Origin of the sequence: Amycolatopsis sp. CB00013, from assembly GCF_001905755.1 — a bacterium.
In the GTDB taxonomy this organism is placed as follows: domain Bacteria; phylum Actinomycetota; class Actinomycetes; order Mycobacteriales; family Pseudonocardiaceae; genus Amycolatopsis; species Amycolatopsis japonica.
Window position 1 is genome coordinate 45,960 of the sequence record NZ_LIWC01000005.1, and the last position, 25,597, is coordinate 71,556.

Sequence of the window (25,597 nt, forward strand, 5' to 3'; positions counted from 1 at the left end):
GTCCGAAGGGTGAGACTGCCTACTCGGGACGCGAACCGCGGATCTCGATCAGCAGCTCGGTCACCGCGGTCATGATCCGCTTGGTCGCCTCCTCCAGCACCTCACGGGACGGCGAAGGCGTCATGAGGTCCGAGAGGTCCACCGGCGGACCGGCGACCAGGTTCACCGTCTTGCGCGGGAAGGCGCGCGGGAGCACGGCGTCCGACGGCAGCAGGTGGTGCGTGCCCCAGTTCGCCAGCGGGATCACCGGGACACCGGTCTCCAGCGCGATCCGCGCGATCCCGGTCTTCCCTCGCATGGGCCACCCGTCCGGGTGATCCGTGAAGGTGGCTTCCGGGAAGATCACGACGCATTCACCCTCACGGACGGCCCTGACGGCGTCGCGGTACGCGTCCGACGCGGTGGCCGCCCCGCGGTAGACCGGGATGTGCTTGCCGGAACGCATCACCGAGCCGATGACGGGCGCGTCCCACAGGCTCGCCTTCGCCAGGTAGCGCGGCACGCGTCCGTGCGCGAGGCAGTACGCCGTCACCGTCGTCGGGTCGGCGAACGAGAGGTGGTTCGACGCCACCAGGAAGCCGCCCGACGACGGCAGGTGCTCCCCGCCGCGGACCCGGAACCGGGTGAACAGCACCAGGAACGGCCACACGACGTTGATCGCGAAGGCGAACCAGGCGCCCCGGCCGGCGCGGGCGAAGCGCCGGCCGAAGGCGATCATCTGGCGGAACGTCAGCAAGTCCCCCGAAGCGGGGCTCAGCGCGGTCCAGCGTTCACGAGGTCTCAGCACCATGGACGTAATTCGTAGCCGAACCCGCTCCGGTTCGGCTACGACCACGCGCGAACGCGGCGCGGATCACACGCGCTCGAGCACCACCACGGGGATCTCGCGGTCGGTCTTCTTCGCGTAGTCGTTGTAATCCGGCCACACGGCGGCGAGCTTCTCCCACAGCTTCGCGCGCTCCTCACCTTCGAGGGTCCGGGCGCGCGCGGTGAACTTGTCCGCCTTGACCTGGGCCTTCACCTCGGGGTTCGCCTGCAGGTTCTTGTACCAGCCCGGGTCCTCCGGCGCGCCGCCCTTGGACGCCACGATCACCGGGTTGTCGTCATCGTCGAACTGGTAGATCAGCGCGAACTTGCGGTCCTCGCCGGTCTTGCGGCCCTTGGTGGTGAGGATGAGGCAAGGCGCGCCCTGCTCCCAGTCGTGGCCCACCTCGCCGTCGGTCTCTTCGTAGCGACGGACGTGCTCGTCACCGAAAAGCATGTCTGTGTTCCTCTCGTCCTGGCGTATACCGGCGCCTCGCCAGTCTGACGCGAACCTGTCGGTCGCGCTGATCAACTCGTGCAGGGTGCCGGGTTCGTCGAACGCGTGACCCGAGTCGCCGACCATCACCAGTTCGGCGGAAGGCAGCACCTGGCTGAGTTCCCACGCGGTGATGGCCGGGGTGACCACGTCATAGCGTCCCTGTACCAGAACGCACGGGATGTCCCGGAGCTTCCCGGCGTCGCGGAGCAGCTGATCTTCGGCCAGCCAGCCGCCGTGCCGGAAGTAGTGGTTCTCGATCCTCGCGATCGCGAGGGCGAACGTCGGATCGCTGAACGCGTCGATCACCTCGTCGTGGGGACGTAGTTTGACCGTTTCCCCCTCCCACCGGCTCCACGCGATCGCGGCGGGGCCGTGCACGGCGGGATCCGGATGGCTCAGCAGTTCGTGATAGACCTCGATCAGGTTCTCCTGGCGGCGCGAATACGGCACCGGGGCCAGGAACCGCGACCACGCCTCGGGGAAGAGGAACGCCGCTCCCCCGCCGTAGAGCCATTGCAGTTCCTTCACCCGCAAGGTGGCCACCCCGCGGAGGACGAGTTCCGTGACGCGCCCCGGGTGGGTTTCCGCGTAGGTCAGCCCGAGCACACTCCCCCACGAACCGCCGAAGACCATCCAGTGTTCGATGTCCAGATGCTCGCGCAAGCGCTCGATGTCGGCGACCAGGTGCCACGTCGTGTTGACGGAAAGCTCCGTCTCCGGGGTGGCGCAGTTCGGCGTGCTGCGCCCGCAGCCGCGCTGATCGAAAAGGACGATGCGGTACCTGTCCGGATCGAACAGTCTGCGATGTCTCGGGCTCGAACCGCCCCCGGGGCCGCCGTGCAGGAAAATCACCGGCTTGCCCTCGGGATCGCCGCATTCCTCCCAATAGATCTCGTTGCCGTCACCGACGGGCAACATCCCTTGGACGTAAGGTTCGATTTCCGGATAAAGGCCGAGCATGTCCGCCACTATGCCCCAAACGCCAGCTTGGAGGATCGATGAAGGCCCGCCCCCACGTGACGCTGGAAGATGTGGCGCGCACCGCGGACGTGTCGCTCGCGACCGCGTCCCGCGTACTCAACGGCACCGCCACCGTCCGGGGGGATCTCCGCGAACGAGTGATCGCCGCGGCTGCCGAGCTCTCGTACACCCCCAATGCTCACGCTCAGGCATTGGCCGGTGGCTCACAGCCGACCGTCGGGGTGATCTGCCACGACGTCGGCGATCCGTATTTCGCCGCGATCGCCGGCGGGATCATGCGCGCGGCGAGTGAAAACGATCTTCTGGTGATGCTCGCGAGCACGTTCCGCGATCCGGCCAAGGAGGTCGCGTACGTTTCGACGCTGCGTGCCCAGCGCGCGTCGGCCATTCTGCTGATCGGTTCCGCGTTCGAGGACAAGGCGTGGGAAAAGGCGATGGCCGCCGAACTCGAACCGTACCGGCGCGGCGGCGGGCACGTCGCCGCGGTCAGCAGGCATCGCGGGCTCAAAGTGGACACCGTCCAGCCAGACAACCGGGGTGGCGGCGCCGAACTGGCGAAGGCCCTGCTGGACTTGGGACACCGCCGTTTCGCCGTGCTCGCCGGGCCGAAGAGCCTGACGACCGTCGTCGACCGCCTCGACGGGTTCGCCGCGGAACTGCTGGAGCACGGCGTCGAGCTGGCCGAGGACGACGTCTTCGAGGCGGCGTTCACCCGCGACGGCGGTTACGAGGCGATGGAGAAGGTCCTCGCCCGGCCGCGCAAGCAGTGGCCGACGTGCGTGTTCGCGGTGACCGACGTGATGGCGATCGGCGCGATGTCGGCCCTGCGCGACGCCGGGGTCTCCGTGCCCGGCGAGATGTCGATCGCCGGTTTCGACGACATCCCGGTAGTGCGCGATCTCACGCCCGCGCTGACCACGGTCGCGCTGCCGCTGGAGAAGCTGGGCGAACGGGCCATGGACCTGGCGTTCAAGGCCTCCCCCGGCACCCGGCCGCGCGTGGTGAAGATGTCCGGCGAGGTCGTCCTGCGCCGCAGCACCGCCGCTCCCGCGCGCTGAAACCCTTGTGTGCGGCCCGCGGGGTGACTTAACGTGGTCCGAGAAAGCGCTTTCTCACACCGCGCCACGGAGACCCGATGACCTTGATCGCCCTTCCCACCGCCGACGGCGGACTGGCGGAATGGACGCCGCGAGGGGCGGAAACGCCCGCGAAACCGGCGACACCGCCGACCTCCCGGATCGCCTACGCCGCCGCGCACGTGGTCGCCGACCCGTTCGCCCCCGCCGACCCCGAAGAAGGCGCGGTGCTGGACTGGGACACCACTCTCGCCTTCCGCGAGCACCTGTGGTCCTGCGGTCTCGGCGTCGCCGAAGCCATGGACACCGCGCAGCGCGGGATGGGCCTGGACTGGGCCACCACCAAGGAGCTGATCCGCCGCACCGGGGCGCTCGCCGCCGGACGGCCGTGGGTGGCGGGCGTCGGCACCGACCAGCTCCCCGCCGGCGAGGCGACCGCCGGGTCCATTGTGGACGCCTGGCGCGAGCAGCTGGACCTGGTCGGCGAGGCGGGCGCGATCCCGGTCGTGATGGCCAGCCGCGCGCTCGCCGCGTCGGCTTCCGGGCCCGCGGATTACCATGCCGCGTACGGAAAACTGCTCTCCGGCGCGGACCGCCCGGTCCTGCTGCACTGGCTGGGCGAGCAGTTCGACCCGGCGCTGGCGGGCTACTGGGGCCACGGTGACGTCCGCAAGGCGGCCGAGGAACTGGGCAGGCTCTGCGCCGAGCACGCCGGCGTGATCGCCGGGGTCAAGGTTTCGGTGCTCGACGCGTCGATCGAGACCGAATTCCGCCGCGCGCTGCCCGAAGGCGTCAAGTGCTACACCGGCGACGACTTCAACTATCCGGAACTCATCGCCGGGGACGAGCAGGGCCACAGCGAAGCGCTTCTGGGCATCTTCGACGCCGTGGCGCAGGTCGCGGGCGCCGCGCTCGCCCGCCTCGACGAGGGTGACAAGGCCGGTTTCCACGGTCTGCTCGACCCGACGGTCGCCTTGAGCCGGGCCATCTTCCGCGCCCCCACGAGGAACTACAAGACCGGCGTCGTCTTCCTCGCCTACCTCAACGGGCACCAGGACCACTTCCGTATGGTCGCGGGCCGCGAGTCGGCCCGCTCCATCACGCATCTGGCCGAACTGCTGCGCCTGGCCGACGCCGCGGGCGCGCTCACCGATCCGGAGCTCGCCGTCACGCGGATGCGGCCGCTGCTGGCCGCGGCGGGGGTGTCCTGATGGACCGGTTGAGCCTGAACCAGATCACCACCAAGGCGTGGTCGCTGCCGGAGGCCGTCGCGGGCTGCGCCGAGGCGGGAGTCCGCTGGATCGGCTTGTGGCGCGACAAGGTCGCCGAGACCGGCGTCGAGGAAGCCGCCCGGTTGCTCAAGGAGTACGACGTCGGCGTGTCGTCGTTGTGCCGTGGCGGTTTCTTCACCGGGGTCACCCCGGAAGGATCCCCTGTGGACGGTGTCGCGCAGACCAGGGAGGCGATCGACGAAGCCGCCGCGCTGGGTGCGGATGTCCTCGTCCTGGTCGTCGGCGGGGTGAACGGCAGCCTGAAGTCTTCGCGACAGCGTGTCGCGGACGCGGTCGGCGAGCTGGCGCCGTACGCCGGTGAGCGCGGGGTCCGCCTCGGCCTGGAACCGTTGCACCCCATGCAGTGCGCCGAACGTTCCGTCCTGTCCACTGTGGACGAGGCGCTGGCGATCGCGCTGGAACATCCGGCCGATCAGGTCGGCGTGATCGTCGACGAATTCCACGTGTGGTGGGACCCGCGGATCGAGGAGTCGATCGCCGCGGCGGCGGGCCGGATCGCCGGATTCCACGTCTGCGACCAGAAGGTGCCCCTGACCGACACCCTGCTCGGCCGGGCCCTGCCCGGTGACGGCCCGATCGACCATCGGCATCTGAAGGCGTGTGTCGAGGCCGCCGGGTACACCGGGCCGATCGAGGTCGAGGTGTTCGACGCCGACCTTTGGCGCCGTCCCGGCGGCGAGGTGCTCGCGGAGACCGTCAAGGCCTACCGCGACCACGTTTCCTGACGAAAGTAAGGGTCCCTCGCTGCCCAAGGTCGGCTGTCCGGGCGGCCGTGGTCTCCTACCGTTCGCGGCATGAAACCACGGCTGCTCTGGTGGCTGGGCACAGCGTTGCTCCTGCTCGCCGTCCACACCGACTGGAACGTTCCGCTCGCGGCCTGGGTGTTCCCGGTCTTCCTCCTCCGTTACGCCCGGCTGGTCCCCACGCGCCGCGCGATCCTGATGGTGGGACTGTCGCTGCTGATCGGGCAACTGTTCTGGCTCGGGGTCACCAGCCTGCTGTTCGTGCTCTCCGGTCTGCTCGCCTTCACCTTGCTCGCCGTGCTGCAGACGACGGCGTTCCTCGCCGACCGCCTGCTCGCCGACCGCGCCGGCCTCTTGAAGACACTGGTGTTCCCGGTGACGCTCGTCGCGGGTGAATACCTCTTCACGGTGATCACCGGATTCGGGGACTTCGGCGCGCTCGGCAGTACCCAGTCCACGAACCTGCCGCTGCTCCAAACGGCTTCCGTGACCGGTGTCTACGGCCTCACCTTCGTCATGGCGTGGTCCGCCTCGGTGGCGAACACCGTTTGGCAGGAGGGATGGCGGCCGGTCAAGCGCACGGTCGTCGTGCATCTCTGCCTGCTCGGCGTGGTGTTCGCCGCCGGTGGCGCGCGGTTGCTGTTCGACGCTCCCACGACGAAAACGGTGCGGGTCGCGGGGATCAGCCCGTCGGCGGAGGCGGACCGGTCGAGTTCGGACGCGCTGAAGCGGATCGGCGTGAAGTACTGGCGTGCCGAAGAAGTCGTCACCGCCGACCCGGTCGCGGTCGGTGCGGCGTTCGCGCCGGTCACCGAGGATCTCGTGACGAGGACCCGGCAGCAGGCGTCGGCGGGCGCGAAGATCGTGCTCTGGCCGGAAACGCACGCCGGCGTGCTGGAACGTGATCAAGCGGCGCTGCTCGCCCGTATGGGCACCGAAGCGAAGCAGGCGGGGATCCACGTCGGACTCGCGTACTCGCTTTACACCGCGCAGGCTCCGTTCATCCGCAACGTGGCCGTGCTCGTCGGGCCTTCCGGCGAGGTGCTCTGGACCTATGACAAGACGCATCCGACGCCGATGGAGCCGATGACACCGGGCCCGGGAGTCGTCCCCACCGCGGATTCGCCGTACGGACGGATCGCGTCGGTCATCTGTTATGACGCGGATTTCCCCGGTCTGATGCGCCAAGCCGCGGACAAGGGGACCTCGCTGATGCTCGTCCCCGCCAACGACTGGCCGGGATTCGGCGCGCTGCACGCGGAAAAGGCCGTCTTCCGCGCGGTGGAGAACGGATATTCACTCTTCCGGCAGTCCACCCACGGGAATTCCACAGCTGTGGACGGTCAGGGCCGGGTGCTCGCGCACGCCGACTACTACCGGACGGATCAGCAGACGCTCGTCGCGGATCTGCCGGTGCAGCCGAGAACACAGACCGTGTACGCCCGTGTCGGTGACGTGTTCGCCTGGCTGTGCCTGGCGGTCGCCGCGCTCTGTCCTTTATGGACATATCGAAGGAAACGTTAGCGCCCCGTTACGGAAAGCGTGGTGTTCCTAACGTCTCAGCCGAAAAGAACAGTGTTCAACGGTTAAGCTCCCCCGCATGCCGAAACTGCTGGTGGTGGAAGACGACGACGCGATCGGCGGCGTCCTCGAATCGACCCTCCGTCTGCACGGCTACGAGGTTTCCTGGCAGCGTGACGGCCGCACAGCGCTCGCGGCCGCGGCGGACGGCGACATCGATTTCGTCCTGCTCGACCTCGGCCTGCCCGATCTGGACGGGGTCGAGGTCTGCCGTCGGCTGCGGGCGGAGCTGCCCGGCGCCGTCCTGGTCATCCTGACCGCGCGCCAGGAGGAGATGGACGTCGTCGTGGGCCTGGAGGCCGGCGCCGACGACTACCTCACCAAACCCATCCGGCTCGGAGAGTTGCTCGCCAGGGTGCGGGCGCATCTGCGGCGCGGGACGGCGCCGCCGGAGAGCAGGCCCGCGATCGCCATCGGCTATCTGCGGGTGGACACCGCCGGCCGCCGGGTCAGCGTCGGCGGCAAGGAGATCGCGTTGCGGGCCAAGGAGTTCGACCTGCTCGCCCGGCTGGCCGAACAGCCGGGCGTCGCGGTCAGCCGCGACACCCTGATGTCCGAGGTGTGGGACGCGCACTGGTACGGCTCCACGAAGACGCTCGACGTCCACATCGCGGCACTGCGCCGGAAGCTGACCGAATCGGCGCCCACCCCCGAGCAGGCGCCCAGGATCTCGACCCTGCGCGGCCACGGCTACCGCCTCGAACAACCCTTCGAGAATCAGTAGTCCCGCAGGTCGGAGACCTCGTCGCGGGCGGCGAGCTGCGCGATCCGCGCCGACGCCGCCACGCACGACGCGATCACCACCAGCGCCAGCAGCCCGAAGTAGCCGTGCGGCGAAGGCACCCTCTCCACCTTCGAGACGAAGACGAACAGCACGCCCAGCAAATGCCCGGCGATCAGGCCACCCCCGCCGACCACCAGCGCGTCTCCCGCGATGAACGCCGCCACCTGCCGCCGTTTCCCGCCGAGCGTGCTCACGATCAGCAGATCGCGGCGACGTTCGTTGAGCGCCGCGCCGAACGACGGCCCGGCCGCGGCGGCCGCGAGGATCAGCGAGGCGATCAGGTCCACCTCGGCCTCGCCGCAGCCGTCCCTGGTGAGGGCGGTCGCCATGGCGAACGCCACCGCCAGCGCGACCAGCACCACCGACCGCGCCAGGAGCGCGCTCCGCCACGAAATGGACAGCGCGATCACGCCCGCGAGCCCCGAGACGAGCGGCCGGAGTATCCCGCCGATCGCCCGTTTTCCCTTCCGCAGCCCCAGCTCCACCAACCGCCACAGCAGCATCGTGCCGCCCGCCCAGCCGAACAGCGGCCAGACGAAGGCGAGCGCGAGCAGGATGACGTCGAGGCCGTAGGGCGACCACCAGGGCGGCCCGCCGTCGGCCGGGACGAAATACCACTCGCGCAGCACCGGGGGCAGGATGGCGAGTGCCGCGACGAGCAGTCCGGCGAACAGCAAGAGAACGATTTCCCGGACGACGGCTACGCCCGTACCGGTCGCGAAGCCACAAGCCAGGGACACGACGCTCCCGACCACGCCGCCCGCCAGCCCGGCCGCCGCGGCTTCGGCCGCGGCCAGCCCGACCACCTGCCCGCCCGTGGCGCCGCGGGCACGCAGCAGGTCCTGATCCGCCCGCAGCACTCTCGCCGAGGGCGTGGACAGCAGCACCACCAGCACCATCGCGGGGATCCAGCGCGGTGCCGGGGCCCAGGTCCAGTCGTGCACCGCGAGCAGCGTGGTCACGATCGCGACCCCGGCCGCGGGCACGCCGAGCCTGGCGGGGCGCACGCGCGCGATCCCGCCGACCCACAACGCCATCGCGGCGATCACCGGTCCAGCACCAGCTTCCCGTCGACCATGGCCCATTGTTCCCCGAACAGCCCGGCCGGGGCGGCTTCGGCCGTCGCCACCAGCAATCCGGCGGCCAGCTGGTCCGCGGCACGCACGAGCCTGCCGAGGAGCCGCTCGCCCTCGCGCTGGTCGAGCCAGCCCGCCGGGTCGTCGGCGAGGATCAGTTTCGGCGCGGGTGCGAGCGCCCTGGCCAGGATGGCGAGCCGGATCTGCTCGCCGGTCAGCTCGCGGGGCGCCTTCTTGGCGAAGCCGTCGAGGCCCACGAGCTCCAGAGCGCCGTCGACGGCGTCGCGGACCGCCGTTCCGGTCCGCCCGGCGAGCACGAGCGGCAGGGCGACGTTGAGCCGGACGTCGAGATCGCGCAGCAGCCCGCCGTCCTGCAGTACCAGCCCGATCAGGTCGGGCCCCGGCGGCGACGGCTCGAAGGCGGGCCAGTCGATGGTGCCCGCCGTCGGTTTCTTCATCCCGGCGAGCAGGTGCAGCAGCGTGGTCTTCCCCGCGCCCGCCCTGCCGGTCACCACCGCGCGGGTCTCCGCGCCGATCACGCAGGTGACGCCGTGCACGGCGACCACGGCGGTCAGCCCGGAACCGTAGGTGTGCGCCAGTTCGTCGGCGCGGACCAGTGGCGCCGTCACGCCACTCTCACGATCCGCTGCGCGGCCGCCGCGATCTCGGGGTCACGGGTCGCCACGACGACGGCCGTCCCGCGGGCCGCGACGGCGCACAGCAGATCCATGAGTTCGAGTGCGGCGAGCCCGTCGAGTTCTCCGGCGGGTTCGTCGGCGAGGAGCACGTCAGGCGCTCCGGCGAGCGCGACGGCGACTCCGGCCCGCGCGCCTTCCAGCGCCGACAGCGTGCCCGGGTAGTCGTCGCCCCGGCCGGCCAGCCCGACCAGTTCGAGCAGGTCGTCGGCGGTGCGCCGCCCGGCGAGCCGCCCCGCCAGCACGACGTTCCGCCCGACGGTGAGGTGGTCGAAGAGGTTTCCGCGCCGGAGCAGCACGCCGACCCCTGGAGCGCCGAGGAGGGCCTCGCCGCTTCCGGCGGGCAGCACGGCCACACACTCGCCCGGGACGGCGAACCGGACGAGGGGGACGGATCCGGGCCCCGGGCCTGCCATGACGGCGGCACGTCGGCGCATGGCCCCAAGGTAAGGCGAAGGGGGTCAACATCGCCTTGATCTCAGGTCAACGGACGGCAAAATATCGCGTCGGGTGGGTGATCCTCTCGCACTTCGGCCACACTCTGAGCGTGCGCCGCCGGATCGTCACCCTCACCGTGCTGGCCGCGGTGCTGGCGATCACCCTGTTCGGGGCGCCGCTGGCCATCGCGGTCGCCAAGTTCCACGAGGGCAACTCGACCCACGACCTCGAACGGGTCGCCGACACCGTCGTCCTCGGCGTGGCCGGCGACCTGGCCAACGGCCGGATCCCGGAATTGAGGCCGGTCAAAGAGGAGGAAGGCCGGATCCGCGGGATCAGGGTCGCGGTCTACACCCCGACCGGCAGGCTCCTGGCAGGCAACGGCCCGAACAGCGAAGACCGCTTCGTCCGCGAAGCGCACTACACCGACATGGCGACCGGCACCCGCGACGACGAGATCGTCCTGGCGGTCCCGGTACTCAGCGGACCGTCGCTGGTCGGGGTGGTCCGCGCCGCCCATCCCCGGTCGGAACTGGACGCCAAGATCCGCCTGACCTGGCTGAAGATGATCGCGCTCGCCGGGATCGCGATCGGCGCGAGCTGGCTGATCGGGCGCCGGATCGCCACCCGGCTGGCGCGGCCGCTGGAGGATCTGGCTGCCACCGCCGAACGGCTCGGCGAAGGCGACTTCACCGTCCGCACGCGCCGGACCGGGGTCCACGAGATCGATCAGGTCGCCGAGGCACTCGACGTCACGTCCGAGCGGATCGGCGAGACGCTGGACCGCGAGCGGACCTTCTCCTCCGACGCCTCCCACCAGCTGCGAACACCGCTGACCGGGCTTCGGCTGCAGCTGGAGGCGGCGCTGGAAAGCCCTGACCGCGACCCCTACGCGACGATCCGCGACGGCATCGCCTCGGCCGACCGGCTCGAACGCACCATCGACGACCTGCTGGCGCTGGCCAAACAGACGAGGGCCCCGCGCGCGCTGCTCGACCTGGGCAAACTCTTCGAGGAGGTCCGCCAGACCTGGCACGGCCTGCTCGCCGGACGCGGCCGCGCGCTGCGGATCAGCGGCCGGGACGCCCTGCCGGCGCGGGCGGCGGACGCGGCCGTGCGGCAGGTGCTCGCCGTACTGCTGGACAACGCGGCGACCCACGGCCGCGGCACGGTGTCCGTCCTCGCGCGTGACGCCGGGGACGCGCTGGCCATCGACGTGAGCGACGAGGGCGCCATCGAGGACGGGCACGATCCGTTCGCGACCGTCGACCGGACCGAGGACCACGAAGGCAACGGGATCGGGCTGCGGCTGGCGCGGAGCCTGGCCGAGGCGGAAGGCGGGCGGCTGCGGCTGACCAGCCCGGCGCCGACGACGTTCACGCTGCTGCTGCCCGCCGAACGCCCCTCGCCGAAAGAAGAAGGCCCGGGCCTGGCGAGCTAGGGGGGGTTACTCGCCAGGCCGGGCCGGTAGGAGGCAAACGCGCCCCGACAGCGCGCACGGCATGCCACCTGACTGAAGACGGTAAAGACCAGCGGGCCAACAGACGGTACACGCCGGATTAACTGACACTTTGCTTTTGAATGTCACACGGATTCGGCTATCGTCCGGCCGCGCTGAATCGATCGTGGGAAGATTGACCGCATGACCACCGAGCCGGCGCCGAGATGGCGGAGACTGGAACCGGACGAGCGCAAGGAGCAGATCTTCGCCTGCGCGGCCCGCCTTTTCTCCGACCGCCCGTACTCGGAAGTGTCCACTTCGGACATCGCCGCCGAGGCCGGGGTCGCCAGGGGTCTGATCAACCACTACTTCGGCACGAAACGCGAGCTCTATCTGGAGATCATCCGGCGGGCGCTGACCGTGCCGCGGCTCGCCGTCGAGATCCTGCCGGAAGGCCCGCTCGAACTGCGCGCCGACGTCGCCATCGACTGGTTCCTGGACATGGTCACCAGCCAGGAGAAGATGTGGCTGGCCGCGATCGCGCCGGAGGGCATCGGCCGGGATCTCGAGGTCGAACGGATCCTCGAGGAAGCCGATCGCGAATCGGCCGACCGGGTACTCGAAGCCGTCGGCCTCTCCCGCGAAAGCGAACACGGGCCGGAGCTGAACGCGCTCGTCCGCGCGTTCGGCGGGATGGTCAAGGCCGCGGGCCGCGAATGGCTCGTGCGCGGTTCACTCGATCGCGCGCAGGTGCACACCTTGCTCAGCAAATCGCTGGTCACGCTGGTGGGCGACGTGTTCCCGGAGATCCAGCGAGGCTGAAAAGGGAGAAGCCCCCGGCACCTCGAGGGGGAGGTTGGTGCCAGGGGCTTCGGGACCGGTGACGAGCACCGGTATTCCTCCACACTACGCCGATTCCCTGTCACGGCTCTGTCAAACGTCCGATTGCGTTCAGCTGGGTGAGCCGGAGCTCGAGACCGTCGAGACAACGCTGCACGGCGTAATGGTAAAGCCGCTCGTAGTAACCGGCCGCGAGGTCCGGATCCGCGACCAGCTCGGAGATCGACTCGCCCAGCGCCGCCATGCCGGGCAGATCCTCGCGCGTGCGGTACGCCGCGTAGCCCTCGCATCGGTCGAGCTGGAGCGCCATCGCGCTCTCCCGGTCGTCCTCCATCGCGACGAACTGGCAGGCCGTGGCGAGCAGCAGGTTGTAGGCGAACGGCGATTCACCGCCGAAGCCGGCCGCGAGCAGACGGCCGATGCCGGTGTTCATGGTCGGCACGGCGGCGGCGACCGACGGCCCGAACAGGGCGAGGCGGCGCGCCGAACCGGGATAGCGGCGCAGCACGGTCCGCACGGTCGGCAGGAACTCGTCGAACCAGTCCCGCCACGACAAGGCCTCGTCGGGCAGCGTCAGTTCGCCGACCACCCGGTCCAGCACCGCGACGACGACGGTGTCCCGGTCGCCGACGTGGTGGTAGACCACCGCGGGGTAGGCGTCGACGGCGGCCGCGAGCTGCCGCAACGTCCAGTTCTCCAGGCCCGATTCGGCCGACAGCTCCAGCGCGGCGTCGACGATCCTGTCCCTGGTGACGGCCGGCCGTCCGGAAGCCGCGCGGGACCTCGGCCGGGAACCCGCGTCTTCGGAGAAAGTCGGCATGCGGGCTACCGTATCCGCATTCGGCTGGTCGGACGGCGGGGGCTTCCGGCAGGATCAGGCCATGCCCCGCGCGCATGTGAACGGTCTCGAACTCGAGTACGACACCTTCGGCTCCCCCGCGGATCCGCCGCTGGTCCTGGTGATGGGACTCGGCGCCCAGATGGTGACGTGGGAGGAGGGCTTCTGCGCACTGCTCGCCGAGGGCGGGTTCCACGTCGTCCGCTTCGACAACCGCGACATCGGTCTCTCGTCCTATCTGGACGATCTCCCCGCGCCGGATCTGGCCGCGCTCGCCGCGGGTGACCTGACCTCCGCGCCGTACCTGCTGTCCGATCTCGCCGCCGACATCACCGGCCTGTTCGACGCGCTCGGTTTCGCCCGCGCGCACGTCGTCGGGGCGTCGATGGGCGGGATGATCGTGCAGCAGCTCGCGATCGACTCGCCGGAGCGGCTGCTCAGCCTCACGTCGATCATGTCGACCACCGGGGATCCCTCGGTCGGGCATCCGGAGCCCGCCGCGCTCGCCGGGCTGACGCGGCCGCCCGCCGCCACCCGGGAGCAGGCGATCGAAGACGGCATCGCCTGGTTCAAGCTCGTGGGTTCGCCCGGTCACCCGTCCGACGAAGAGTTCCTGCGTATGAAGGCCACCCGCAATTACGACCGCGCGAATCACCCCGAGGGTGCACTGCGGCAGGCCGCCGCCGTCGTCGCTTCGGGTGACCGCACGGCGAAGCTGCGCGACGTCCAGGTCCCCACGCTCGTCATCCACGGCGAAAGCGACCCGCTGATCAACGTCAGCGGCGGGAAGGCCACCGCGGAGGCGATCCCGGACGCGGAACTGCTGCTGTTCCCCGGAATGGGCCACGAACTGCCACGGCAGCTGTGGCCCGCGATCGCCGACGCGATCATCGCGCACGCGCGCAAGGCCTGAAGGGTCAGGATTCCGTCAAGGTTCCAGGCGGAGCCGTAGGGAAGGCGTTCACGCCCGCGGCTCGGCCGGTGACACGGAGTTGACTGGGCGGATGAGGAATCCCGAGTGTTTCGGCTTCCCGTTCGGTTGTGCCTCCGTCGTCGTCGCGGCGTCGGTGGCCGGGCTCCTCGGCTCGGCGCGACATCACGTCTTTTCCTTGCTGGCCTTGGGTTTCGTCGTCCTCGTCACCGGTGTCGCGACGCGTTTGACCGCGACCGCCGGGACGGCGGTGATCGCCTGGGGTGTCCATTCGGGATTCACCGTCGGGACACTGGGCGCGCTCCAGTTCACGACCGAGACGGGCGTCGCCGCCCTCGTGTTCACCGCCGCGACCGCGGTCGGCGCGCTCGCCCGGCGTTTCGTCCACGATGCCAGGTCCGAGTCGCCCCACCCCCTGGAAGGGGCGACTCGGACGCGGCTTTCCGGCCCTGACACACCTGCCCATCCCCCTCCGGTGGGCGAGTGCGACGGGGATCATCGATCACGGGAAGGTTCCAGCTGGTCCGCTCGTACCCAGGTCGCGTGAAAACCGAGCGGGACCCGCTGGGGCAAGAGGACCCTGGCCACGGGTCCGGCAGCGAGATCGGCGGCGTCGAAGACGTCCAGCTCCGAGCGCCCCTCACGCTCGTCCTGGACGAAGGTCACCAGATAGCCGTCGGCGGAATCGGCGGCCGCGCCGTCGCGGGGTGCGAACGGCGCCTCACTGCCCCACCGGCCCGGACCGAAACGGTGTTCGGTCTTGGCGCCGGCAAGATTGTCGTAGCACACCAGGCCGTCGAACTTGAGCGTCGACTCCGGCGAGATGTGCACCGCGTAGGAGAAGCGATTCCGGCCGCCGACCACCCTCGAGTCGACGGACGGAAATTCGGTGTTGTCGTCGTCGAGCTGGTTCTCCAGGCACTGCCCGGTCCGGAGGTTGAACCGGTAGCGGTGCAGCGAGGCGTCCAGCCGCAGGTACGACAGCATCTTGGCGAGCGGGGTGCGGGCGTCCGCGCGCGGTTGCGGGCGCTGGACGCGGCAGACGTCGAGGACGATTTCTTCGCCCTGCTCCCAGGAATTGACGACGTGGTAGATGTAGCAGGGGCTGGCTTCGAACCAGCGGATCTGGCTACCGTTACCGTAGCGAGGAAGCACCCCGAACCGGCTCGGCAGCGACCGGTCGAACAACAGCCTGTGACGGCCGTTGCGCGCCGCCTCCATGTCCTGGACCAGCGGTAGATCCATCAGGACGGCGTGGTTCTCGGTGATCGCCATGTCGTGCGGCAGGCGCGGGCCGGGGAGTTCGATGTCGGTCGTGCTCGCGACCTTGCCGTCCGCGCTGATCACGCCGTAGCGCAGATACGGCGGCCGCGGCCCGTAGTCGAACCAGAACATCTCGCCGGTGCGCTCGTCGACCTTCGGATGGGCCATCATGTCGCCGACCAGCGTGCCGAGGAAGTCCTCGGCGCCCAGTGTCTCCAGCGAAAGCGGATCGACCGCGTACGGCGTGCCGCACATGTACCAGGTGGAGAGCACCTTGCCGCGATGGAAGATCAGGTCGGTATTGGCGCTGTCCTTGACGTTCAGGCCGTGCGTGTTGCCGAACGGGTTGCCCTTGGGCGACTCCATGACGCCCTTCCAGAGCGCCTTGCCCGCTTCGGATTCGGCCTCGAACGCCTTGGTGCGGACCCAGCGGTTGCGGTAGCGGGCCTTGCCGTTCTCCAGATGGACCGCGTGGATCATGCCGTCGCCGTCGAACCAGTGGTAGCGCCCCTCCGGCTCGAACCGGGGGTTCGGCCCGTTGCGCAGGTACACGCCGTTGAGGTCCGCGGGGATCTTGCCGATGACCTCGAGATCGCTCGCGTCGATCTCCTCGCCGACCGGGGCGTAGACGCCCATCAGGTACGGGTTGACCTCGGGTTCCCCGGTGGCGGCTGCCACCAGGACCGGCTGCTCGGAGGTGCTCGTCATCGGTACTCCCCGGCTGGTTCGTGTTGACCGATGGCTGAGACACTATGATTTCTGTAGTCAGGTGTCAAGAGGCTTCTGTTGCTGTAGTCAGTAGTACGCTGACAGCGACACCACCCTCGGAAGGAACCACGTGACAGAGGCGACGGCGCACCGCGTCCGGCCGGCGGGCGATCCGCTGCGACGGGCGCTCGAACTGCTCGGCGATCAGTGGACCTTGCTGATCCTGCAGAGCCTTTTCCTGCGCTTCCGCCGTTACGAGGAGCTCCGGCTGCGGCTCGGCATCTCCCCCACCGCGTTGTCCGGGCGGCTGCGCGAAATGGTCGACGCGGGCGTGCTCGTCCGCACGCCGTACCGGGACGCGCGCCGCACCCGGCACGAGTACCGGCTCACCGAACGCGGCCTCGATCTGTGGCCGCTGCTGATCTCGATCTGGGCGTGGGAACGGGAATGGGTCGAGGGACGGCGCGCGGTACTGCCGACGCTGATCCATCTCGACTGCGAACTGGCCACGTCGGCGCCGCTCGGCTGCGCCTCGTGCGAACGCCGGGTCGACGCCCGCGACGTCCGCGCCCGGCGGCTCGACGAGACCGGCGTCGTCGAAGCGACGGCGTCGAAACGCTTCCGCCGCAAGGACGCCGAGTCCCTCGCGGGCGATCCGCTGATGTTCTTCCCGGACACGATGGAACTCCTCGGCGACCGATGGTCGACCGGGGTCGTGGTGAGCGCGCTGCTCGGGGCACGGCATTTCTCGGAGTTCGAACGCGAACTGGGCATCGGGCCGAGCGTGCTCTCGGGGCGGCTGTCGAGACTCGTGGACGTCGGCGTGCTGCGGACCGGGATCGCGAAGACCCGCACCGACGCGCACGACTACCGGCTGACGGCGAAAGGACTCGCGTTCTTCCCCGCGCTGGCCTTCATCGCCGAATGGTCGCGGGGTTTCGAGGTCCCCGGTCAGGAGCCGGACATCACGCTGGAGCACGTGGACTGCGGCAACCGGCTGAAGCCGATCCTGCTGTGCGATCACTGCTGGCACCCGCTGCTGCGGGACCGGGTCCGGTTCGGCGGTCCGGTCCAGCTGCCGGCGCCGTCCAGGTGACGTAAATCGACTCGCCAAGCCGGTCGGTTCCTGACAGGCTGGCGTGGTCACACGTCGTCACCTCGGAGGTAAGAATGACTGAACCCGCACCGTCACCGGCGGATGGCGAAGAGGACGACACGAAGCGCAAGTTCCGCGAGGCCCTGGAGCGCAAGCAGGCTCAGGCCCGCTCAGGCTCGGCGCACGAGAACGGCGGCGGGAAGAACCTGCACGCGCACGGTCCGGCGGCGAACAAGCGCACCTTCCGTCGCAAGAGCGGCTGAGTCCCCGGCACACCCCAGTGCCATGAAAGGTCCTTTCCTTGCAAAATTTGCAAGGAAAGGACCTTTCATTGCGTTCAGAGGGCCGCGTTCAGGGACCTACACCGTCAGGATTGACCGCAGCCCGCCGACCTCGGCCATCCGGCGTTCGGCCAGCCGGTCCGCCGCCGTCGCCGGCGGGACACCGTCGGCCTTCGCCAGCGCGAAGACCGCCTTGGTGGTGTCGAAGATGGCCGTCGTCTTGCGCTTGGCGCGCGCGAAGTCGAAGCCGTGCCGCTCGTCGTCGACCTGGATCACGCCACCGGCGTTGACCAGGTAGTCCGGCGCGAAGAGGATGCCGCGGTCGTCGAGCTGCTTGCCGACGCCCGGATGCGCGAGCTGGTTGTTGGCCGCGCCGCAGACGATCTTCGAGCGGAGCAGGCCGACGGTCTCGTCGGTGAGCACCCCGCCCAGCGCGCACGGCGCGAAGACGTCGAGTTCGGTGCGGATCAGCGCGTCGATGTCCTCGACGACCTCGACCCCGGGGTACGCCGCGCGGGTGCGCTCGATCGCCGCGGGCGAGACGTCGGTGATGACCACCTGCGCGCCCGCCTCGATCAGATGCCCGACCAGGATGTGCCCGACCTTGCCGACGCCGGCGACGCCGACCTTGCGGCCCGCGAGGTCCGGGACACCCCAGACGGCGTCCGCGGACGCGCGCATGCCCTGGTAGGTGCCGAAAGCGGTGAGCACCGAGGAGTCGCCGGCGCCGCCGTTCTCCGGCGAGCGGCCCGTGACGAACTCCGATTCACGGGCGACGATGTCCATGTCCTGCACGTAGGTGCCCACGTCGCAGGCGGTGATGTAGCGGCCGCCCAACGTCTGGACGAACCGGCCGAAAGCGCGAAGCAGCGCTTCGGTCTTGTGCTTCTGGGGGTCGCCGATGATGACGGCCTTGCCGCCGCCGAGGTCGAGCCCGGCGAGCGCGTTCTTGTACGCCATCCCCTTCGACAGCGCGAGGACGTCCGCGAGCGCGGCGTCTTCGGACTCGTAGGGGTAGAACCGGGTCCCGCCGAGCGAGGGTCCGAGCGCCGTCGAGTAGATCCCGATGATGGCCTTCAGGCCGGTGGCCTGGTCTTGACAGAAGACGACCTGTTCATGGCCGGTACCTTGGCCGAACACTTCGGTCACTGTGGTGACTCCTTGTCCTGGAGTGCACGCTGCTTGTGGCTCACGTGCGAAGTTCCTGCAACAAGGCACAGTCCCCGACGAAGGTCGTCCGGCGGCGACGGTGCCACATCGCAAACCTAGATCGCCCCGGTCCGTTCGCCAAGCCGGGGCCGAGGTGTCTCAGCCGTCGACGACCTCTTGAAGGACACGGAGCGCGGAATCGAGCTGCCGATCGGACAGATACGGCGCCGGTCCGAACCGCAGATACGCGCCGCGGCTGTCGGTCCGGACGCCGCGTTCGGCGAGGGCGGCCTGCAGCGCTCCGGCGTCGGCGCATTTCAGCGACAGGAAGCCGCCGACGCGGTCGAGCGGCGTCTCCCGGTCACGGGTGATGACGTCCTCGGGCAGCCCGAGCTTGTCGAAGCCCTCGGCGAGGAAGCCCACCTGGTGCCGCGAAACCTCCCGCAGGAACTCGGGCGTGAGACCGTGCTCGGCGAAGAACCGGAAGACGCGAGCGCCCCGGTAGTGGCTCGTCGGGTCGTAGGTCGCTCCGGCGAACCTGTCCGATCCGGCGGCGTAGGCGATCTGGCCGGGCCGGCGCTCGTCCGCGAGCGCGCCGAACTCGGCGTACCAGCCGGTGACGACCGGCCGCAGTTCCTGCGCGTGCGCGGGCATCCGCAGGAAGCAGTTGCCCTCGCCGAGCTGGAGGTACTTGTAGCCGCCGCCGAGCACCCAGGCGTTGGTGAGCCCGAGGTCGTGCAGCGAGAACGGGACGACGCCGAGCGCGTGGTAGGCGTCGACGACGAGGTTCACCGACTTCGAAAGGCAGACGTCGGCGAGATGCGCGAGGCCCGGCACGAGCCGGGAGGTCTCGAACAGCACGGCCGAGACGAGCACGGCGGCGGTGTCTTCGGTGACCTCGGCCGCGACGCGTTCGGCCAGCGTGGCGACCGGCGCCGCGGAGACGCGGACCACCTCGACGCCTTCCTCCGCCAGCCTGCCCAGCTGACGGCGCAGGGTGTGGAACTCGCCGTCGGTGGTGACCAGGCGCGGACGGCGGGGCAGGTCCATCGCCGAGAGGAACCGGATCACCAGATCGTGGGTACTGGCGCCGAGCGCGATACCGCCGTGCGGGTCACCAAGCAGCGCCCGGAACCCGGCCCGCATCTCGTCGGCCTTCGCGAAGGCACGGTCCCATTTCGTGTCGACCTCTTCGGCCGCGTCGGCGAAGGCCTCCAGAAGACCTTCCCGCGCGACGTCGGGCCACGCCTGATGCGAGTGCCCGGTCAACAGGATCCGGTCCGCCACACCGAACGCCTGGTAGTGCTCCGCGAGCGCGTTGGGATCGCGGCGGAGTTCGTCGAGGTTCGTCAAAGCCTGCTCCGCACCGCCCAGAGATCCGGGAACATCGGGGAGAAAAGCGTCGTACGCAGATAGTGCGCGCCCGACGAACCCCCCGTCCCGGTCTTGTCTCCGATGGTGCGCTCGACCATCTTCACGTGCCGATACCGCCACTCCTGCATCCCTTCGTCCAGATCGACCAGGTGCTCCGCCACGACGGACGGCCCGGTGTCGTCGCGGTAGACCCGCAACAGAACCTCTTGGAGCGCCGGAGAGGGTTCGAGTGGCTTGGTGACATCGCGCCCGGTCGGGACGTCGTACCCCTTCACCGCGAGGTAGGTGGCGAAGGAGTCGAAGAGCGACGGCCGTGACATCGCGTCCGCGATCTGGGCGCGCTGTTCACCGCCTTCGGGGTAATGCGCGAACACCCGCTCGTCCCGGCGGCCGAGGACGGCCTCGAGGACACGGAACTGAGCAGACTGGAACCCGCTCGACGCGTCGAGTCGCGCACGGAAACTGGTGAACTGGCTCGGAGTCATCGTCTCGAGCACATCGATCTGCGCGACCACCACCTTGAAGATAGTCAGGATTCGCCGCAAAGTGCGGACGGCGTGAGCGGTGTTACCCGCTTCGAGTTGCTCCTGCAGGTAAAGCGCCTCGTGGAGAACTTGTTTGAACCAAAGTTCATACACTTGGTGGATCACGATGAAGAGCAATTCGTCGTGCTCGTCGGACCGCGGATGCTGTGCGTCCAGCAATTCGTCCAGCGAAAGGTAGGACGTGTAACTCAATGCGGCCTGAGTGTCGTCGTTCATTTTTCTGTCACCTCGTCGAAATGGCGTTGCGCCGCCGGGGCCAGCGCCTGATAGAGATCGTGGAACAACTCGACCGCGGCCGCCCGGCTCGGCGGAGCGGGCACCAGCCCGACCGGGAGCTCCGGATCGAGTGACGGGAAGGCGCGGAACGTGTGCGTCAGCCAGGTTCGGACCCGGAACGCCTCGGCGTCAGGCAGGTCGCCTGAATATCCGCCGAAATCTCGGACGAACGCGTCGTAACGCGCGGCGAGGCCGTCGAGGTTCCAGGCCCGCGCGGCGAACCGCCGGACGTCGAGACCCGCCGACGGTTTCCCGAGCATCAGCCCGGCGTGTTCGGCGACGTCCAGCTCGGCCAGCAGGGCGAGCACCTCGGCCTCGCGGTCGTGCGGCGCGATCCAGGTGCCGTCCTGCACCGGGCCGAACCCGAGGAAACGCAGCCGTCGCACCAACCGCTCCCTCGCCTGACGGCGGCTCTCCGGGATGCTCTGCCACAGCACGGTCCACTGCCCGACCTCGCGCTCGCGCCTGCCGAGGGAGAAGATCCGGCGATCGCCGTCCTCCAGCAGCGCGATCGTGCGGCGGGTCAGCGAGTAGTGGACGAGCCTGCCCGCCTTATGCCTCGCGAGCAGGTCGCGGCGGGCGAGCCTGGCCAGCGCGATCCGCGCGGCGCCGTCGGAGAAGCCGAGCCCGGCGAGCACGCCGACCAGGCCGCCGGACCAGACACGACGGCTCTCGCGCGGCGACACGTAGGTGCCGAGCAGCGTCATCACCAGTTCCTGGGGACCTGGGTCGCCGTGGGGCGGGGCCGATTCGGGCATGAGCGCAACTCTATACACCTCAGGCCGCTGCGGTGTAGCTTGATTCGAGTGACGTACTTCGCGGAGTTGAGCTCGCGTCAGGTGGCCGCGCTCGCGTCCGACGCGCGCGTTCCCGTGCTGCTGCTCCCGGTGGGCGCGGTCGAGCCGCACGGACCGCACGCGCCGCTGGGCACCGATCCCCTGATCTCACGCGGGATGTGCGAACGTGCCGCCGCGCGCCTGGCAGGCGATCCCGGCTTGCGCGTGCTGATCCTGCCCGAGGTGCCGTACGGGGTGACGCGGTTCGCCGCCGGGTTCGCGGGCGGCGTCTCGATCGGCGAAGAGACCCTGTACGCGCTGCTGACCGAGATCTGCGGCGCGCTCACCGAGCAGGGGCTCACCCGGATCCTGCTGGTCAACAACCATTTCGAGCCGGCGCATCTCGCCGTACTGCGGCGGGTGGCGGAGACGGCGGACGTCGGCTTCGTCGACCTCGTCCGCCGCCGGTACGCCGCGCGGCTCACCGACGAGTTCCGCTCGGGCGAATGCCATGCCGGGCAGTACGAGACGTCGCTGGTGCTGGCCGACCGGCCGGATCTCGTGGACGCCGCCGTCCAGCGCGGACTGCCCGCGGTCCACGTCGACCTGGCGCGCGGCGGGGTCACGGACTTCGCCTCGGCCGGGATGACCGAGGCCTACTGCGGCACCCCCGCCCAGGCGACCGCCGAGGAGGGCGAGAAGACCTTCTCGGTGCTCACCGACATCCTGGTCGAAGCGATCCGGGAGCTCGTATGACCTTCAATCTGGCGACCCATTTCGTCGACCGCCTCCCCGCGCACCGGACGGCGTTGCTGTGCGGCGACGAGGAAGTCACGTATGCGCAGCTCGGCGCCTTGGTGAACCGGGCGGGGAACGTGCTGCGCGAACTCGGTGTCCGAAGTGGACAGCGGGTTCTGCTGGCGCTGAACGACGGCGTCGAGTTCGTGGCCGTCTGGTACGCGGCGCAGAAGATCGGCGCGGTCACCGCCGAGGTCTATTCCTTCCTGCAGCCCAAGGATTACGCGTACTACCTCGGCTACACCGAGGCCGTCGTCGTCATCGCGGACGCCTCGACGTTGCCCGCGCTGCGCGAAGCCGGGGCACGGAACCTGCTGGTCGTCGGAGACGTGGAGTTGCTGCCCGGCGAGCACTCGTTCTCCACGCTGATCGCCTCGGCGCCGGCCGAACTGGAAGCCGCGCCGACCACGCTGGACGACGTCGCGATCTGGAAGTTCACCACCGGCAGCACCGGTGCGCCCAAGGCGTGTGTGCACCCGGCGCGCAGCGCGCTGGAAAGCTTCGACCGGTACGCGCTCGGCGTGCTCGGCCTCCGCGAGGACGACCGCGTACTGGCCGTGCCGAAGCTGTTCTTCGGCTACGCGCGCGATCTGACCGCGTTGTTCCCGTTCGGCGTGGGCGCGTCCGGGATCGTGTTCCCGCAACGCAGCACCGCCGACCTGCTGTTCTCGCTGATCGAGCGCTATCGGCCGACGATCCTGGTCAACGTGCCGACCATGATGAGCGCGATGATCGCCCACCCATCGGCGGCAGGAGTGGACATGAACTCGCTACGGCTCGCGACGTCGGCGGGTGAGGCCTTGCCGTCGGAGCTGCATCGCAAGTGGGACAACCTGTTCGGTGTCCCGGTGATCGACGGGATCGGCTCGTCGGAGGCGTATCACATCTATCTGTCCAATGTGCCCGGCGCGCAGCGGGTCGGCAGCCTCGGCCGCGAGGTCCCCGGCTACACCGCCCGCGTGCTGGACGAGAGCGGCGATCCGTTGCCGGACGGGGAGATCGGCACGCTGGAGGTGACCGGCCCGACGATCGCGCGCGAGTACTACGGCGACGCCGAGAAGACCGCGCGGACGTTCCACGGCGACACCCTGCGCACCGGCGATCTGTTCAGCCGTGACACCGACGGATACTTCCACCACCACGGCCGCGCCGACGACCTGCTGAAGGTGTCCGGCGTGTTCGTCGCGCCGAGCGAGATCGAAGACTGTCTCATCGGTCATCCCGCCGTCGTCGACTGCGCGGTGCTGGGCGTGACCGTCGACGGCCTCGTCGTCCCGCGGGCGTGCGTCGTCCTGGCGGAGGGCGCTTCCGCCACGGCCGAGGAACTCAAGGATCACGCGCGGGCCCAGCTGGCGAAGCACAAGTATCCGCGCGAGGTGGTGTTCGTGACCGAACTCCCCCGCACCGCCAACGGAAAACTCGATCGGCGCGCGCTGCGCCGGGTGGAGGCAGAGTGAGCAGGATCGTCGTCGTTACCGGCGGGACTCGCGGGATCGGCGCGGCCATCGCCGCCCGGTTCCGGGCCGCCGGCGACAAGGTGCACGCCCCCGGCCGGGCCGACTGCGACGTCACCGACGAAGACGCCGTCGCGCGGTACTTCGACGGTCTCGGGCCGGTGGACGTGCTGGTGAACAACGCCGGGATCTCGGCGAGCGCCCCGCTGGCGAAGACCTCGCTGGAGCAGTGGCGGACCCAGCTCGAGGTCAACGCGACCGGCGCTTTCCTGTGTACACGGGCGGTCCTGCCCGGCATGCGGTCGCGCGACACCGGCCGGATCGTCACCGTCGCCTCGACGGCGTCGCATATCGGCTACCGCTACACCGCCGGCTACACCGCGTCGAAGCACGCCGCCGTCGGCCTGATGCGGGCTACTGCAGCGGAACTGGCGGGCACCAGCGTCACCGCGAACGCCGTCTGCCCGGCCTTCGTGCGCACGGACATGACGGCAGCCTCCGTCGCCCGGATCCAGGAACGGACCGGCCGCGACGAAGCCGACGCGGAAGCCGCCCTCGCCGCCGCGTCACCACTCGGCCGCCTGCTCGAACCCGACGAGGTCGCCCACGCGGTGACCTTCTTCGCGGCGCCCGAAGCCGCCGCGATCAACGGACAGACACTCGTCCTCGATGGAGGTGGGATCCAGTCATGAGCCCGTTCCGCGCCACGCCGCCGATCACGACGGACTGGGAGCACTTCGAGTTCACCGTGGACGACGGCGTCGCCACGGTCACCTTGAACCGCCCCGACAAACTGAACGCGCTCACCTTCGACAGCTACGCCGACCTGCGCGACCTGCTGGCCGAATTGCCGCATCGCGGCGACGTCCGGGTGCTGGTCATCACCGGGCAGGGGCGGGGTTTCTGCTCCGGCGGCGACGTCGAAGAGATCATCGGTGAACTGCAGAAGATGGAGTCCGCGGAACTGCTGGAGTTCACGCGGATGACCGGCGCGGTGGTGAAGGCGCTGCGGGAATGCCCCATCCCGGTGATCGCCGCGGTGAACGGTGTCGCCGCGGGCGCGGGCTCGGTGATCGCGCTGGCGAGCGACTTCCGGCTGCTGGCGTCGTCGGCGAAGTTCGCCTTCCTGTTCACGAAGGTCGGGCTGGCCGGCGCGGACATGGGCTCGGCGTACCTGCTGCCGCGGCTGGTCGGGCTCGGCCGGGCGACGGAACTGCTGATGCTGGGCGACAAGATCGACGCCGCCCGGGCCGAGACCATCGGGCTGGCTTCGAAGGTGGTTCCCGACTCAGACTTGGCTTCGGAGGCTTCCGCGTTGGCTCGGCGGCTCGCTGATGGGCCGGCTTTGGCTTACAGCACGACGAAGGTTCTGTTGACGCGTGAGCTCGATATGGACCTGGGGAGTTCCATCGAGCTGGAGGCGATCACGCAGGCTTTGCTGATGACGGCGAAGGATCATGGGGAGTTCTATGCGGCGTGGACGGCTGGGCGTTCGCCTCAATGGACCGGTCGGTGAGTTCTTTCGGTGACCGTCGGGGCTGGCTCCGGTCGGTCGTGACCGGTCTGGTGACGATGGACTGTGTGGATTTTGGTGCGTTGGATGACCTGAAATCCACACAGTTGTGCGTGATCGAGCCAGTCATGGTGGTCGTCCGTTAGGGAGTGCTTCGGTCGTCGATGAATCTGGGATGGCGCAGGCCCTCAGTCGCGGATACGGAGGGCTTCGTCGCCGAGTGGCGGGTCCTGAGGGGTCTCGGTCGGGCGAGCGATGGACTGTGTGGGTTTTGGAACGTCAGATGTCCCAAAACGCACACGGGCATGCCGAGGGGCCCGTCGCCTGGGTGGCTGGCGGGCTCTT

26 protein-coding genes and 1 pseudogene are annotated in these 25,597 nt (G+C 69.5%); 15 read left to right on the forward strand and 12 right to left on the reverse strand.

Going from position 1 to position 25,597, the window contains the following annotated elements; all coding sequences use genetic code 11:
• Positions 1–19 precede the first annotated feature (19 nt).
• The 3 genes and pseudogenes from AMK34_RS30525 to pip form a co-directional block, all read right to left on the reverse strand.
• Positions 20–790, reverse strand: coding sequence for a lysophospholipid acyltransferase family protein (locus tag AMK34_RS30525; protein WP_073847663.1), 771 nt, complete (start codon positions 788–790; stop codon positions 20–22).
• 63 nt (positions 791–853) lie between these two features.
• Positions 854–1,261: a nitroreductase family deazaflavin-dependent oxidoreductase gene (locus AMK34_RS43970; protein WP_435826488.1), complete on the reverse strand. Its 408-nt coding sequence runs from the start codon at positions 1,259–1,261 to the stop codon at positions 854–856.
• A gap of 63 nt (positions 1,262–1,324) precedes the next feature.
• Positions 1,325–2,263: pseudogene (gene pip, locus AMK34_RS30530) on the reverse strand (prolyl aminopeptidase); the annotation flags it as partial.
• A gap of 38 nt (positions 2,264–2,301) precedes the next feature.
• On the opposite strand from pip, the gene AMK34_RS30535 reads away from it, so the two are divergent.
• From AMK34_RS30535 to AMK34_RS30555, 5 genes are all read left to right on the forward strand, one after another.
• Positions 2,302–3,342 (forward strand): LacI family DNA-binding transcriptional regulator, encoded by a 1,041-nt coding sequence (locus tag AMK34_RS30535; protein WP_038517603.1) that lies wholly within the window; start codon positions 2,302–2,304, stop codon positions 3,340–3,342.
• Between the two features lie 77 nt (positions 3,343–3,419).
• Positions 3,420–4,571, forward strand: a complete 1,152-nt coding sequence (locus AMK34_RS30540; protein ID WP_073847664.1) for a dihydrodipicolinate synthase family protein — start codon at positions 3,420–3,422, stop codon at positions 4,569–4,571.
• On the forward strand, positions 4,571–5,377 hold the full coding sequence (locus AMK34_RS30545) for a sugar phosphate isomerase/epimerase family protein (RefSeq protein ID WP_073847665.1): 807 nt from the start codon (positions 4,571–4,573) through the stop codon (positions 5,375–5,377). The genes AMK34_RS30540 and AMK34_RS30545 overlap by 1 nt, the downstream gene beginning before the upstream one ends.
• Positions 5,378–5,446: 69 nt before the next feature.
• A complete protein-coding gene (locus AMK34_RS30550) occupies positions 5,447–6,919 on the forward strand; it encodes an apolipoprotein N-acyltransferase (protein WP_073847666.1) in 1,473 nt (490 codons plus the stop codon).
• 76 nt (positions 6,920–6,995) lie between these two features.
• Positions 6,996–7,700 (forward strand): response regulator transcription factor, encoded by a 705-nt coding sequence (locus tag AMK34_RS30555; RefSeq protein WP_037346833.1) that lies wholly within the window; start codon positions 6,996–6,998, stop codon positions 7,698–7,700.
• Here AMK34_RS30555 and AMK34_RS30560 read toward each other — a convergent pair.
• The 3 genes from AMK34_RS30560 to AMK34_RS30570 are packed head-to-tail and all read right to left on the reverse strand — an operon-like array spanning position 7,694 to position 9,968.
• Positions 7,694–8,809, reverse strand: coding sequence for an ABC transporter permease (locus tag AMK34_RS30560; protein WP_038517615.1), 1,116 nt, complete (start codon positions 8,807–8,809; stop codon positions 7,694–7,696). The genes AMK34_RS30555 and AMK34_RS30560 overlap by 7 nt on opposite strands.
• Positions 8,806–9,465, reverse strand: a complete 660-nt coding sequence (locus AMK34_RS30565; protein WP_038517618.1) for an ATP-binding cassette domain-containing protein — start codon at positions 9,463–9,465, stop codon at positions 8,806–8,808. The genes AMK34_RS30560 and AMK34_RS30565 overlap by 4 nt, the downstream gene beginning before the upstream one ends.
• Positions 9,462–9,968, reverse strand: a complete 507-nt coding sequence (locus tag AMK34_RS30570; protein WP_228694630.1) for an ATP-binding cassette domain-containing protein — start codon at positions 9,966–9,968, stop codon at positions 9,462–9,464. The genes AMK34_RS30565 and AMK34_RS30570 overlap by 4 nt, the downstream gene beginning before the upstream one ends.
• A 77-nt stretch (positions 9,969–10,045) precedes the next feature.
• Between AMK34_RS30570 and AMK34_RS30575 the strand changes: the two genes are divergently transcribed.
• Positions 10,046–11,410 (forward strand): ATP-binding protein, encoded by a 1,365-nt coding sequence (locus tag AMK34_RS30575; RefSeq protein ID WP_038517622.1) that lies wholly within the window; start codon positions 10,046–10,048, stop codon positions 11,408–11,410.
• A gap of 201 nt (positions 11,411–11,611) precedes the next feature.
• The gene (locus tag AMK34_RS30580; protein ID WP_038517625.1) at positions 11,612–12,232 is read left to right on the forward strand and encodes a TetR/AcrR family transcriptional regulator; all 621 of its coding nucleotides are present in this window, start codon (positions 11,612–11,614) and stop codon (positions 12,230–12,232) included.
• A gap of 100 nt (positions 12,233–12,332) precedes the next feature.
• On the opposite strand, the gene AMK34_RS30585 is transcribed toward AMK34_RS30580, so the two are convergent.
• A complete protein-coding gene (locus tag AMK34_RS30585; protein ID WP_073847667.1) occupies positions 12,333–13,070 on the reverse strand; it encodes a TetR/AcrR family transcriptional regulator in 738 nt (245 codons plus the stop codon).
• A 61-nt stretch (positions 13,071–13,131) separates the two neighbouring features.
• On the opposite strand from AMK34_RS30585, the gene AMK34_RS30590 reads away from it, so the two are divergent.
• Positions 13,132–14,001, forward strand: a complete 870-nt coding sequence (locus tag AMK34_RS30590; protein ID WP_073847990.1) for an alpha/beta fold hydrolase — start codon at positions 13,132–13,134, stop codon at positions 13,999–14,001.
• A gap of 91 nt (positions 14,002–14,092) precedes the next feature.
• Entirely contained in the window at positions 14,093–14,566 is a 474-nt protein-coding gene (locus AMK34_RS30595) for a hypothetical protein (protein WP_073847668.1), read from the forward strand.
• Here AMK34_RS30595 and AMK34_RS30600 read toward each other — a convergent pair.
• A complete protein-coding gene (locus AMK34_RS30600) occupies positions 14,515–15,990 on the reverse strand; it encodes a carotenoid oxygenase family protein (protein WP_038517634.1) in 1,476 nt (491 codons plus the stop codon). The genes AMK34_RS30595 and AMK34_RS30600 overlap by 52 nt on opposite strands.
• Before the next feature lie 130 nt (positions 15,991–16,120).
• Here AMK34_RS30600 and AMK34_RS30605 point away from each other — a divergent pair, with 130 nt between their 5' ends.
• Both AMK34_RS30605 and AMK34_RS30610 read left to right on the forward strand, forming a co-directional pair.
• Positions 16,121–17,086 carry a winged helix-turn-helix transcriptional regulator gene (locus AMK34_RS30605; protein ID WP_038517637.1) on the forward strand — a complete coding sequence of 322 codons (966 nt, stop codon included), beginning with the start codon at positions 16,121–16,123 and terminating at the stop codon, positions 17,084–17,086.
• A gap of 74 nt (positions 17,087–17,160) precedes the next feature.
• Positions 17,161–17,349 carry a DUF5302 domain-containing protein gene (locus AMK34_RS30610; protein ID WP_005162443.1) on the forward strand — a complete coding sequence of 63 codons (189 nt, stop codon included), beginning with the start codon at positions 17,161–17,163 and terminating at the stop codon, positions 17,347–17,349.
• A 96-nt stretch (positions 17,350–17,445) separates the two neighbouring features.
• Here the strand turns inward: AMK34_RS30610 and AMK34_RS30615 are convergent, their stop codons facing one another.
• From AMK34_RS30615 to AMK34_RS30630, 4 genes are all read right to left on the reverse strand, one after another.
• Positions 17,446–18,516, reverse strand: a complete 1,071-nt coding sequence (locus AMK34_RS30615; RefSeq protein ID WP_073847669.1) for a Glu/Leu/Phe/Val family dehydrogenase — start codon at positions 18,514–18,516, stop codon at positions 17,446–17,448.
• A 159-nt stretch (positions 18,517–18,675) separates the two neighbouring features.
• Positions 18,676–19,869, reverse strand: coding sequence for a kynureninase (locus AMK34_RS30620; RefSeq protein ID WP_073847670.1), 1,194 nt, complete (start codon positions 19,867–19,869; stop codon positions 18,676–18,678).
• Complete coding sequence (locus AMK34_RS30625) at positions 19,866–20,651, reverse strand: tryptophan 2,3-dioxygenase (protein ID WP_073847671.1); 786 nt, start codon at positions 20,649–20,651, stop codon at positions 19,866–19,868. Before AMK34_RS30625 ends, AMK34_RS30620 begins: the two co-directional genes overlap by 4 nt.
• On the reverse strand, positions 20,648–21,469 hold the full coding sequence (locus AMK34_RS30630) for a PaaX family transcriptional regulator (RefSeq protein WP_073847672.1): 822 nt from the start codon (positions 21,467–21,469) through the stop codon (positions 20,648–20,650). The genes AMK34_RS30625 and AMK34_RS30630 overlap by 4 nt, the downstream gene beginning before the upstream one ends.
• 48 nt (positions 21,470–21,517) lie before the next feature.
• Here AMK34_RS30630 and AMK34_RS30635 point away from each other — a divergent pair, with 48 nt between their 5' ends.
• From AMK34_RS30635 to AMK34_RS30650, 4 genes are read left to right on the forward strand one after another with little or no spacing between them, the layout of a single operon-like run.
• Positions 21,518–22,243, forward strand: a complete 726-nt coding sequence (locus AMK34_RS30635) for a creatininase family protein (protein WP_038517649.1) — start codon at positions 21,518–21,520, stop codon at positions 22,241–22,243.
• On the forward strand, positions 22,240–23,742 hold the full coding sequence (locus tag AMK34_RS30640) for a benzoate-CoA ligase family protein (RefSeq protein WP_073847673.1): 1,503 nt from the start codon (positions 22,240–22,242) through the stop codon (positions 23,740–23,742). The genes AMK34_RS30635 and AMK34_RS30640 overlap by 4 nt, the downstream gene beginning before the upstream one ends.
• Positions 23,739–24,431 (forward strand): SDR family NAD(P)-dependent oxidoreductase, encoded by a 693-nt coding sequence (locus AMK34_RS30645; protein WP_038517654.1) that lies wholly within the window; start codon positions 23,739–23,741, stop codon positions 24,429–24,431. The genes AMK34_RS30640 and AMK34_RS30645 overlap by 4 nt, the downstream gene beginning before the upstream one ends.
• The gene (locus AMK34_RS30650) at positions 24,428–25,255 is read left to right on the forward strand and encodes an enoyl-CoA hydratase family protein (protein WP_038517657.1); all 828 of its coding nucleotides are present in this window, start codon (positions 24,428–24,430) and stop codon (positions 25,253–25,255) included. Before AMK34_RS30645 ends, AMK34_RS30650 begins: the two co-directional genes overlap by 4 nt.
• Positions 25,256–25,597: the final 342 nt, after the last annotated feature.

What these genes read in the sequence shown, in the direction of transcription:
- AMK34_RS30525 (WP_073847663.1), bottom strand. Translation starts at nt 790, where the DNA reads ATGGTGCTGAGACCTCGTGAACGCTGGACCGCGCTGAGCCCCGCTTCG.
- AMK34_RS43970 (WP_435826488.1), bottom strand. Translation starts at nt 1,261, where the DNA reads ATGCTTTTCGGTGACGAGCACGTCCGTCGCTACGAAGAGACCGACGGC.
- AMK34_RS30535 (WP_038517603.1), top strand. Translation starts at nt 2,302, where the DNA reads ATGAAGGCCCGCCCCCACGTGACGCTGGAAGATGTGGCGCGCACCGCG.
- AMK34_RS30540 (WP_073847664.1), top strand. Translation starts at nt 3,420, where the DNA reads ATGACCTTGATCGCCCTTCCCACCGCCGACGGCGGACTGGCGGAATGG.
- AMK34_RS30545 (WP_073847665.1), top strand. Translation starts at nt 4,571, where the DNA reads ATGGACCGGTTGAGCCTGAACCAGATCACCACCAAGGCGTGGTCGCTG.
- AMK34_RS30550 (WP_073847666.1), top strand. Translation starts at nt 5,447, where the DNA reads ATGAAACCACGGCTGCTCTGGTGGCTGGGCACAGCGTTGCTCCTGCTC.
- AMK34_RS30555 (WP_037346833.1), top strand. Translation starts at nt 6,996, where the DNA reads ATGCCGAAACTGCTGGTGGTGGAAGACGACGACGCGATCGGCGGCGTC.
- AMK34_RS30570 (WP_228694630.1), bottom strand. Translation starts at nt 9,968, where the DNA reads ATGCGCCGACGTGCCGCCGTCATGGCAGGCCCGGGGCCCGGATCCGTC.
- AMK34_RS30580 (WP_038517625.1), top strand. Translation starts at nt 11,612, where the DNA reads ATGACCACCGAGCCGGCGCCGAGATGGCGGAGACTGGAACCGGACGAG.
- AMK34_RS30585 (WP_073847667.1), bottom strand. Translation starts at nt 13,070, where the DNA reads ATGCCGACTTTCTCCGAAGACGCGGGTTCCCGGCCGAGGTCCCGCGCG.
- AMK34_RS30590 (WP_073847990.1), top strand. Translation starts at nt 13,132, where the DNA reads ATGCCCCGCGCGCATGTGAACGGTCTCGAACTCGAGTACGACACCTTC.
- AMK34_RS30595 (WP_073847668.1), top strand. Translation starts at nt 14,093, where the DNA reads ATGAGGAATCCCGAGTGTTTCGGCTTCCCGTTCGGTTGTGCCTCCGTC.
- AMK34_RS30600 (WP_038517634.1), bottom strand. Translation starts at nt 15,990, where the DNA reads ATGACGAGCACCTCCGAGCAGCCGGTCCTGGTGGCAGCCGCCACCGGG.
- AMK34_RS30610 (WP_005162443.1), top strand. Translation starts at nt 17,161, where the DNA reads ATGACTGAACCCGCACCGTCACCGGCGGATGGCGAAGAGGACGACACG.
- AMK34_RS30625 (WP_073847671.1), bottom strand. Translation starts at nt 20,651, where the DNA reads ATGAACGACGACACTCAGGCCGCATTGAGTTACACGTCCTACCTTTCG.
- AMK34_RS30630 (WP_073847672.1), bottom strand. Translation starts at nt 21,469, where the DNA reads ATGCCCGAATCGGCCCCGCCCCACGGCGACCCAGGTCCCCAGGAACTG.
- AMK34_RS30640 (WP_073847673.1), top strand. Translation starts at nt 22,240, where the DNA reads ATGACCTTCAATCTGGCGACCCATTTCGTCGACCGCCTCCCCGCGCAC.
- AMK34_RS30650 (WP_038517657.1), top strand. Translation starts at nt 24,428, where the DNA reads ATGAGCCCGTTCCGCGCCACGCCGCCGATCACGACGGACTGGGAGCAC.